Raw genomic sequence first — 8,845 nt, 5'->3', positions numbered from 1 at the left:
CGGTGAAGGAGGCGGGCGCGGCGGTGGCGGTGGTCGGGGGCGGGATCTACAACGCGCCCGATCCCGCCGCCGCGGCCCGCGAACTCCGCCGCCTCACCGCCTGACCACACCCGCCCGATCGGAACAGAAGGGAGTCGGCGTGGAAGTCCAGAACCCCGCCGCGGGCAGCACTTACGGCTCGTTGCTGCTGCAGGCCGCCGGAGTGCTGCGGCTGCGCTACGTGGAATGCCGGCGGGACACCAGCTTGTCCCCGGAGGCGGCGGTCGAACTCGCGACCGTCTTCGAGGCGCTCGCCCAAGGCGAGCCCGCGTTCGACCAGATCGACCCGAAAGAAGCGATCGCACTGGCGAACCGGCTGATCGACGACGACCATCCGGAGCTTTCCCGCCTGTGGCCCACGACCCGGTAACCCGTCCGCGGATCATTCGCAACTCAACGAGGAGTACACGATGACGACTGCCGAAGCCACCGAAGCGCCCGCACGCACCATTCCCGAGGGCGATCCCGCTCTGATCGGCGTGCCGACCTTCATCGTCGGCGCCACCGCGCTCGGCCTGGTGCTGACCGGCTACGTCCCGGCCGGCGCCGTCGGGGCCTCGATCGCGATCATCCTGCCCGCCACCGGCCTCGGCCAGCTTGTCGCCGCGGTATGGGCCGCCGCACAGGGCCAGAGCGCCGTAGCCTCCGTGTTCGGCATCTTCGCCGGATTCTGGCTCAGCTACGCGGTGCTGGTGCTCGGCCTGACCCACAACTGGTTCGGCATCCCCGCCGACGCCGCGGTGTCCACCCAGGGGCTGTTCCTGACCGCCTGGCTGGTCATGATCGTCCTGCTGACACTGGCCAGCCTGCGCCTGCCCGCCGCGTTCACCCTTCTCTTCGCGCTGATCGACCTCGCGCTCGCACTCGTGCTGTTCGGCACCGTGAACGGCTCCGCGAGTCTCACCACGGTGGGCGGATATGTCGTCTTCGCGTTCACCGCGGTCGGGGTGTACCTCTTCCTCGGCGCGATGTCCGCGGCGACGGGCGGCCGCTCGCTGCCGCTGGGCCGGCCAGTACTGAGCTGACCCGGGACGGGGCGGCCGCCCGGCCGCCCCGTTTTCGCGTGTACCGCAAAGGAGTTGATCTGTGACCTCGCCGACCTTCGTCGTCATCGGAGCCGGACTGGCTGGGGCAAAAGGGGCGGAAGCGTTACGGGACAAGGGGTTCGACGGCCGGATAGTCCTGGTCGGAGACGAGGAGCACCTGCCCTACGAACGGCCGGCGCTGTCGAAAGACTATCTGGCGGGCAACGTCTCCCGCGACAGCCTGTACGTCCACGACGCGACCTGGTACGCCGAACAGCGCATCGAGCTGCGCCCCGGAGTCCGCGCGACCGGCATCGACCGGGCGGCGCACCAGGTGCGGCTTTCCGACGGCACCGGCCTCGACTACGCGAAACTGCTTCTGGCCACCGGTGCCAGCGCACGCACGCTCCCCGGCGCCAACGGGGTCCGCTACCTGCGCCGCCTCGAAGATTCCGATTGGCTCAAGGGTTTGTTCACGACCGCGAGCAGCCTGGTCGTGCTCGGCGCCGGCTGGATCGGGCTGGAGACCGCGGCCGCCGCCCGCCGCGCAGGGCTCGACGTGACCGTTGTGGAAGCGCTCCCCCAGCCGCTGCTGCTCGCGCTCGGCCCCGAAGTCGCCGCGGTCTTCGCCGAATCGCACCTGCGGCACGGTGTCGATCTGCACCTCGGCGTCCAGGTCGACCGGGTCGAGCGAGGCAAGCGCGTCAAGCTCGCCGACGGCACCGTCCTCGAGGCCGACGCGGTCGTCGCCGGGATCGGCGCTCAGCCCAACACCGGCATCGCGCGCGCCTGCGGGCTGCGAGCCGGCAACGGCGTGCTGGTGGACGCGAGCCTGCGCACCAGCGACCCGGACATTTTCGCCGCCGGGGACGTCGCCAACGCCTACCATCCGCACCTGGGCCGCCACGTGCGCGTCGAGCACTGGGCGAACGCGCTCAACCAGCCCGCGGTCGCCGCCGCGGGCATGCTCGGCAAGAACGACGTCTACGACGAACTGCCGTACTTCTACACCGACCAATACGACCTGGGCATGGAGTTCCTCGGCACGATCGACGGCTACGACCGCGTCGTCTTCCGCGGCGACGTGCCCGGCCTCGAGTTCATCGCCTTCTGGCTCAAGGACAACCGGGTCGTCGCCGGGATGAACGTCAACATCTGGGAAGTCACTGAGCCGGTCAAAGCGCTCATCCGCTCCCGCCGTCCGATCGACCCGGACCGCCTCGCCGACCCCGGGGCGCCGCTCGACCGCCTCGCGGCCCCCTGAGGACAGCGGAAGGCCGGGCCTTCACCGGCCCGGCCTTCCGCTGTCCTCAGTGCCCGCGGGCGATCCATTCCGACAAGTGCGGCGCCTCGTCGCCGATCGTGGTGGCGTCGCCGTGTCCGGTGTGCACCTTCGTGGCGGCGGGAAGTTCGAGCAGCCTGTCCCGGATCGACGAGACGATCGTCGGGAAGTCCGAAAAGGACCGTCCGGTGGCCCCCGGACCGCCGGAGAACAAGGTGTCGCCCGAGAACAACGCGCCTGCCTCGGGCAAGTACAGGCACACCGAGCCGGGCGAATGCCCCGGAGTGTGGACGACCCGCAGCTCCGTGCCCGCGACCGCGATCCGTTCTCCGTCCCGCACCGGCCAGAACTTCTCGTCCGGGTGCGTCATCTCCCACAGCTCCTGGTCGCCGGGGTGCAGCAGCACCGGCGCGTGGAGGTTCGCGGCGAGCGCCGGTGCGACGGTGACATGGTCGTTGTGCCCGTGCGTGCACACCACGGCGACGACGTTCCGGCCGTCGACCGCGTCGGTGATCGCCTTCTCGTCGTGAGCGGCGTCCACGATCACGACCTCTTCGTCGTCGCCGATCAGCCAGATGTTGTTGTCCACCTCCCAGCTTCCGCCGTCGAGCTCGAAAACCCCCGAGGTGACGACACGCTCGATGCGCGGCCCGCTCACCAGACCACCACCGAGCGCAGCACGTCGCCGGCGTGCATCGCGTGGAACGCCTTCTCGACGTCGGCGAGCCCGATGCGTTCGGAGACGAACTTCTCGAGCGGGAGCCGGCCCTGCCGGTGCAGATCGATCAGCATCGGGAAGTCCCGCTCCGGCAGGCAGTCGCCGTACCAGGACGACTTCAGCGCCCCGCCGCGGGAGAAGAAGTCGATCAGCGGCATCTCCAGCCGCAGGTCCGGCGTGGGCACGCCGACCAGCACGACCGTGCCGGCGAGGTCGCGGGCGTAGAACGCTTGCCGCCACGTCTCCGGGCGGCCGACCGCGTCGATGACGACGTCCGCGCCGAATCCGCCGGTGAGTTCCCGCACCGCCGCGACCGTGTCGGTTTCCGACGCGTTGACGACGTGCGTGGCGCCGAGGTCGCGGGCCCATTCGAGCTTCCGCTCGTCCCGGTCCACCGCGATGATCGTGGTCGCTCCCGCGAGCCGGGCCCCCGCGATCGCCGCGTCCCCGACTCCCCCGCAGCCGATCACCGCAACCGAGTCGCCGCGGCCGACCGCGCCGGTGTTCACCGCGGCGCCGAGGCCCGCCATCACGCCGCAGCCCAGCAGACCCGCCACCGCCGGGTCCGCCGACGAGTCGACCTTGGTGCACTGTCCGGCGTGCACGAGCGTCTTGTCGGCGAACGCGCCGATGCCCAGCGCGGGGGTCAGCTCGGTGCCGTCGGCGAGCGTCATCCGCTGGGCCGCGTTGAACGTGTCGAAGCAATACTGCGGGCGGCCGCGCTTGCAGGCCCGGCACTGACCGCAGACCGCGCGCCAGTTCAGGACGACGAAATCGCCCGGCCGCACGGAGTCGACCCCGGCGCCGACGCTTTCCACCGTGCCCGCCGCCTCGTGCCCGAGGAGGAACGGGAACTCGTCGTTGATCCCGCCTTCGCGATAGGTCAGGTCGGTATGGCAGACCCCGCAGGCCGCCACCGCGACGACGACCTCGCCCGGTCCCGGATCCGGGATCACGATGTCCGCCAGCTCCACCGGACTTCCCTGCGAACGGGCGATCACCCCGCGTACCTGCTGTGGCATTCTTTCTTCCTTCGTGCCGAGCGACAAGCCATGCGCCAGAGCGCATACCGCTCCGACGGTAGTGCCGCGCCGAGCCGCCGCGACCCCGTCGTCCGGCGAGGAATTCCTGGTCTTCCGGCCAGGCGCCCGGGAGGTTACCCTGAGCCGGATGCCCGCCGACTCCGCCGCCGCCGACCTGCCGGGGCTGCGCGACGTCGTCGACGGCCCGCTGCACGACATCGCCGGGCGGTTCTCCCGCTACCTCGCCGAGACCTGGCCGCACCGCGCGCTCGTGATCTTCACCCGGGAGTGCACCGGCAGGCCCCGCAAAGTCGCCGGCGACCCGGAGACGACGGGCAAGATCACGATCCCCGAGCTCGAGGCGCTGAAGGCAGCCGTGCTGCCCGGCTCCGCGACGAGGACGACCGCGCAGCTCGGCGGCGCGGCGCGGCCGGTGTGGTCCGTGCACGACCCCGTCGGCACCCTGCTGGTGCTGATCCCCCGGACGGCGCGGAAGCCGGTGCCGCACCCGGTGCTGCTCGCCGAACTTTTCGGGATCGTCGCGACGTCCATCCGGCAGCAAGTCACGCAAGCGAGCCCGGATTACCTCACCGAGTCCCGTGCGGCGTCGAGCGAACGCGCGCGCACGATCGTCGAAATGGCTGCGACACAGGAAAGAACCCTCGTCACGGTCCTGAACGCGCTGCGGTCGGCCAAGCTGGACGCCGAGGGCGCCCGAGCCGCCGCCACCGACGCCGCCTCTGCCGCGCTGGTGGCCCTGCGGTCGGCCCACAAAACCGATCTCGCGCTGTCCGAAGAGCCAGTGCACACCGCCTTCGCCCGGCTGCGCCGGGAAGTACGGCAGGTTCTGCGCCACCACGACGCCGAACTGGAGTTCGTGGAGCCGCGGCCCGACACGCGTCCGCTGTGCGGAGAACTCGCACCCGCCGCACGAGCCATGACCTGCACAGCGGTCCTGGCGTTCACCGCCCAGCCGACGTTGACCCGACTGCGCGTCGCGTGGTCCTGCGACGACTCTTCGCTGCGGCTGGACATCCGCGACCACGAGTCCGGACGCCTCGACGTCGATGCGCTGCACCTCCAGCTCGACGGACGCGCGAAGGCACTCGGCGGCGCCGTCGAGGTCGACGCGGTGTCGGGCTGGGGAAGCCGGGTATCGATCGTCCTCCCCCGCTCCCTCACGCGGGACAGCACGGAAACCACCGGCCTCTCGCGACTCAACCGCCGCGAGCTGGAAGTCCTGCGGCACCTTGCACAAGGACTGCGGAACAAGGCAATCGCCGAACGGCTCGACATCACGGAGAGCACTGTGAAGTTCCACGTGGCGAATGTCTTGAAGAAACTGGAGATCGGCTCGCGAGGGGAGGCCGCGGTTCTGGCGCTGAACGCCGGGATCGCGTGAACGCGTCCTCGTTGCCGCAAGACCGTCAGCCACTCGTGAAAGTTCTGCGCCCCGGCCACACCACAGCCCTGCTCGCAGGCGGCTCCGCAAATCTATTCTTTTTTCGGCACCCGGCGGCGAATTCAGTTCAGAAACCCACGACCCGCCAGCGGATTGTCCGGAACGTGCGGCACCACCATTTCGCGGAACGGCGATAACCAGACGATCTCTCCCACGTCGCCGGTGCGGCAATTCGGCGGTTGGCGGAGATGTCCGAAATACCAGTCCAGCTCCCGGCGCCCAATCTCGGGAGCCACCATTGCGATGTCTTCGTCGTCGAGGCAGTTGACCCGCATGGGCACGCTGTCGAGGTAGGCGTCAATCGCGGAGTCGGCGCCGTTCTTCGCCCTCAGATGCGTTCCCCAGTCCGGGACGAGCTCCCGGATGTCATCCGAGCACCCCGACGGGCGCCTCAACAGCGGTCAGGGAATCAGTCGTGCATTGGAGCTCGTTCCTGTTTCCGCAGGTCAAACCCTATATAAAGGGAGGCAGAGTGGGCCGGGTCGGGCTCGAACCGACGGCCAAGGGATTATGAGTCCCCTGCTCTAACCAACTGAGCTACCGGCCCCTGGGTTCGCTTCCGCAGGTCGATCCCCCCAGTTCACGTCAACTTAGCACAGGCCCCGCGCGGGCCGGGGGCGTAGGCCGATCGGGTCGAGACCGCTCGCGGGGGCCTCGGGGTCGCCTAGATTGCTGGGGGTCGGGTCCCGAGAGGAGAACCGCCATGCGCAACCTGGGACGGGTTCCGCTCGCGCTGCTCGACGCGCTCGCTGCCGGGCTCGGGCTGGGTTATCTCGCCCGCGACTATCGCGACGCGCTGGTCTCGCACGGGCCGGTGGTGTCGGTCGCCGCGGTCGTCGGGATTGCGGTAATCGTGGTGGCATTTCGGGGATACCGCGTGCTTCGCAGTGCGAACACGCGCCTGGAAGCGATAATCGCGGACGAGTTGTCCCGGCGTAAGCCGTCACCTCGGCCGCGGCGATGATAGGCCGCGAGGGGAAATTACCTGCCCAGTTCGACAATGGCGGCGTACAGGCCGGGCGCGAGAGCGTCGGCTAGACCGCCGGGCGGGACTGTTTCGCGCAGAAGGTGCAGCCAGGCGAAAATCGAACCGAGCAGCATCGCGTGCACGACTGACATCTCAGGGCGCCGGGCCAGTTCGCCGCGGGCGATCGCGCGGTCGAGCACTTCGGTCAGGTAAGCCCGTTCTCGCGCCAAAAACAACTCGCCCAGCCGGGCGGTGGGTGCGTCTTCGGCGCGGAGGTCGGCGAGCAGGCCAGGCAAGGCGTTGCGTACTTGCGGTCCGTCCAAAGCGGACTGAATGTCAGCGAGAACGCCTGCTACATCGCCGCGCAAGGTGCCGGTGTCGGGTGGTGCCGCGAGGGCGTCGTCGTGCACGACCGCGGCGAAGACGAGTTCCGCCTTGGACTTCCAGCGCCGGTAGAGCGCCGCCTTGCCGACGCCGGCGCGCGCGGCGATCGCGTCGACCGTGCATCGTTGGTAGCCGACTTCCTCCAGCAGTTCGTTGACCGCGGCTTGCACCGCCGCGTCGATCCCCTGCTCCCGCGGCCGTCCGCGCCGGTTGTGCGTCATGGAGCACAGTTTACGAGACTGACAGTTCCGTATATGTTCGGGGGCATGACCTGGGACAAAACCTCCACCCGCACCCTCGCCGTCGACCCGGCCGCGCTGTGGGACGTCCTCGCCGACGTCGAGAACTGGCCGCGCTGGGACCCGGACGTCGCGCGCGTCGTCCTGCACGGGCCGATCGCGACGGGATCGACCGGATTCCTTTACCCCAGCGGCGGATTCCGCGGCGGCGTGCACGCGAAAATCGCGAAGGACTTCACCTTCACGAGCTGGCGGCCCGGCCACGAGTACACGCTCCGCCAGCCGGTTCCGCTCGGGACGATGGACCTCCGGCTGAGCGTCGCGGCCGTCCCCGGCGGGGCCGAGCTGACCCAGCGCATCGTCCTCGACACGCCGCTGCGCGCGGTCATGGTGCGGATCATCGGCGCCGACATCGTGGCGAACTTCGGCCGGAAATGCGACGCGCTGACCCGGCTCGCCGCCGCGAAAACGGGCTGACCGCCCTTGCGGTCCCGGCGGGAACCGCAAGGGCGGACCGGACTAGTTCCGGTACCGGAACAGGATCCGGCCCCGGTCGAGGTCGTACGGGCTCAGCTCCACCAAAACCCGGTCGAACGGGACGATCTTGATGAAGTTCTTCCTGATCTTGCCGCTGATGTGGGCCAGCACGTGGTGCCCGTTCGCCAGCTCGACGGTGAACCGGGCGTCGCGCAGGCACTCGACCACGGTTCCCTCGACTTCGATCCCGCCCTTACCGGCCATTGCGCATCAACTCCACCGTGCTGTTCGCCCGCCGCGCGCCGATGCCCTCGAACAGCGCCGTCGCCGCTTCGTTGGCCTCATTCACTTCGGCGGAGGCCGTCGGGATTCCTGCTCGGTGCAGGATGCCGAGCGTGTTCAGCAGCAACCCGCGTGCGATGCCGCGGCGTTGCCGATCCGCGCGGACGGCGATGAGCCCGATCCGGGGCAGGCGCGTCACCTGAACCACCCGGAGCAGACCCACGTACTCGCCGTCCTCGACAGCGACGGCGTACTTCGACGTATCCACAATCGTGTCGTCAGCCAGTCGAGGCAGCACCTCGGCCGGCATCTCCGACCAGCCCACGCTCGCCTCGACCTCGGCGCGGACGACGCGGTCGAGCTCGCGCAGCGGACCCTCGTCGGCGGATCCTGCGGGCACGACCGTGACGCCCGGCGGCAGCACGATCGGCCCGGTGACGTGCGGATCCGTGGGCACGACGTACTCCCACTCGCGCCGCCGGACTGTCAGCCCGGCCCGTTGCCAGCCCTCCAGCAGTTCGCGGTCGGTTTCGTCGACCACGGTATGGAGCGGGTCCGGCAGCGCGGCCAGCATCTCGCGGGCCAGCTGGTCGAAGACTGAGCGATGCCAGGCGTCGACGCTGAGGAAGACCCGTCCGTCGGGCCGGGTGGTGGCTTCGGCGCGACCGGCCAGCCTGCCGTCGTCCAACGCCTGCCAGAGTCCCGGTTCGACCCGGGTGATGCTCACCGCGGGTTCGCCCGCGGTGAAACGCACAGTGTCCATGATGGTCACCTTTCGGAGTGCCTTTGCTCAAGGCGCTCCTGGCAACCCCTACGTCAGTCGCCCGACCGTGACGACACGGGGAGCACCCACATCGAAACAGCGTTCATGGGGCTCACCTCCTGGCGTCGAGTCACGGTCGGGCGAACGATAACCGCGCGCTGCGGGCCTCGTCCACCGAATTAAAT

Annotated in this window: 12 protein-coding genes and 1 tRNA gene; 6 read left to right on the top strand and 7 right to left on the bottom strand. The window is 69.6% G+C overall.

The features are described from left to right. Positions 1-139 precede the first annotated feature (139 nt). From WA670_RS21680 to WA670_RS21670, 3 genes are all read left to right on the top strand, one after another. Entirely contained in the window at positions 140-409 is a 270-nt protein-coding gene (locus WA670_RS21680; RefSeq protein WP_037818437.1) for a hypothetical protein, read from the top strand. 40 nt (positions 410-449) lie between these two features. Then, entirely contained in the window at positions 450-1,064 is a 615-nt protein-coding gene (locus WA670_RS21675) for a GPR1/FUN34/YaaH family transporter (protein WP_134667817.1), read from the top strand. A gap of 61 nt (positions 1,065-1,125) precedes the next feature. Next, complete coding sequence (locus tag WA670_RS21670; protein WP_037818439.1) at positions 1,126-2,328, top strand: NAD(P)/FAD-dependent oxidoreductase; 1,203 nt, start codon at positions 1,126-1,128, stop codon at positions 2,326-2,328. Between the two features lie 46 nt (positions 2,329-2,374). Here WA670_RS21670 and WA670_RS21665 read toward each other — a convergent pair whose 3' ends face one another. Together WA670_RS21665 and WA670_RS21660 are read right to left on the bottom strand one after the other, a co-directional pair. Beyond that, a complete protein-coding gene (locus WA670_RS21665) occupies positions 2,375-3,004 on the bottom strand; it encodes an MBL fold metallo-hydrolase (RefSeq protein ID WP_037818440.1) in 630 nt (209 codons plus the stop codon). Then, entirely contained in the window at positions 3,001-4,086 is a 1,086-nt protein-coding gene (locus WA670_RS21660) for an S-(hydroxymethyl)mycothiol dehydrogenase (protein ID WP_037818441.1), read from the bottom strand. The genes WA670_RS21665 and WA670_RS21660 overlap by 4 nt, the downstream gene beginning before the upstream one ends. A gap of 148 nt (positions 4,087-4,234) precedes the next feature. Between WA670_RS21660 and WA670_RS21655 the strand changes: the two genes are divergently transcribed. Then, positions 4,235-5,488, top strand: coding sequence for a helix-turn-helix transcriptional regulator (locus WA670_RS21655; protein WP_336158669.1), 1,254 nt, complete (start codon positions 4,235-4,237; stop codon positions 5,486-5,488). Between the two features lie 122 nt (positions 5,489-5,610). Here the strand turns inward: WA670_RS21655 and WA670_RS21650 are convergent, their stop codons facing one another. Next, positions 5,611-5,943, bottom strand: coding sequence for a hypothetical protein (locus WA670_RS21650; protein ID WP_134734093.1), 333 nt, complete (start codon positions 5,941-5,943; stop codon positions 5,611-5,613). A 78-nt stretch (positions 5,944-6,021) separates the two neighbouring features. Continuing rightward, positions 6,022-6,095 (bottom strand) — tRNA-Ile (locus WA670_RS21645). A gap of 156 nt (positions 6,096-6,251) precedes the next feature. On the opposite strand from WA670_RS21645, the gene WA670_RS21640 reads away from it, so the two are divergent. Continuing rightward, positions 6,252-6,512: a hypothetical protein gene (locus WA670_RS21640; RefSeq protein ID WP_336158668.1), complete on the top strand. Its 261-nt coding sequence runs from the start codon at positions 6,252-6,254 to the stop codon at positions 6,510-6,512. A 17-nt stretch (positions 6,513-6,529) separates the two neighbouring features. Here WA670_RS21640 and WA670_RS21635 read toward each other — a convergent pair whose 3' ends face one another. Beyond that, the gene (locus tag WA670_RS21635) at positions 6,530-7,120 is read right to left on the bottom strand and encodes a TetR/AcrR family transcriptional regulator (protein WP_134667902.1); all 591 of its coding nucleotides are present in this window, start codon (positions 7,118-7,120) and stop codon (positions 6,530-6,532) included. A gap of 45 nt (positions 7,121-7,165) precedes the next feature. Here WA670_RS21635 and WA670_RS21630 point away from each other — a divergent pair, with 45 nt between their 5' ends. Further along, the gene (locus tag WA670_RS21630) at positions 7,166-7,615 is read left to right on the top strand and encodes an SRPBCC family protein (protein WP_167756687.1); all 450 of its coding nucleotides are present in this window, start codon (positions 7,166-7,168) and stop codon (positions 7,613-7,615) included. A gap of 42 nt (positions 7,616-7,657) precedes the next feature. On the opposite strand, the gene infA is transcribed toward WA670_RS21630, so the two are convergent. Next, positions 7,658-7,879, bottom strand: a complete 222-nt coding sequence (gene infA, locus WA670_RS21625; RefSeq protein ID WP_037818449.1) for a translation initiation factor IF-1 — start codon at positions 7,877-7,879, stop codon at positions 7,658-7,660. Beyond that, the gene (locus WA670_RS21620) at positions 7,869-8,660 is read right to left on the bottom strand and encodes a GNAT family N-acetyltransferase (RefSeq protein ID WP_336158667.1); all 792 of its coding nucleotides are present in this window, start codon (positions 8,658-8,660) and stop codon (positions 7,869-7,871) included. The genes infA and WA670_RS21620 overlap by 11 nt, the downstream gene beginning before the upstream one ends. Positions 8,661-8,845: the final 185 nt, after the last annotated feature.

This window comes from Amycolatopsis sp. VC5-11 (assembly GCF_037034185.1).
GTDB lineage: Bacteria > Actinomycetota > Actinomycetes > Mycobacteriales > Pseudonocardiaceae > Amycolatopsis > Amycolatopsis nivea.
The sequence above is the reverse complement of the archived record's forward strand: the minus strand, read 5'-3'. Positions and strand labels throughout refer to the sequence as shown.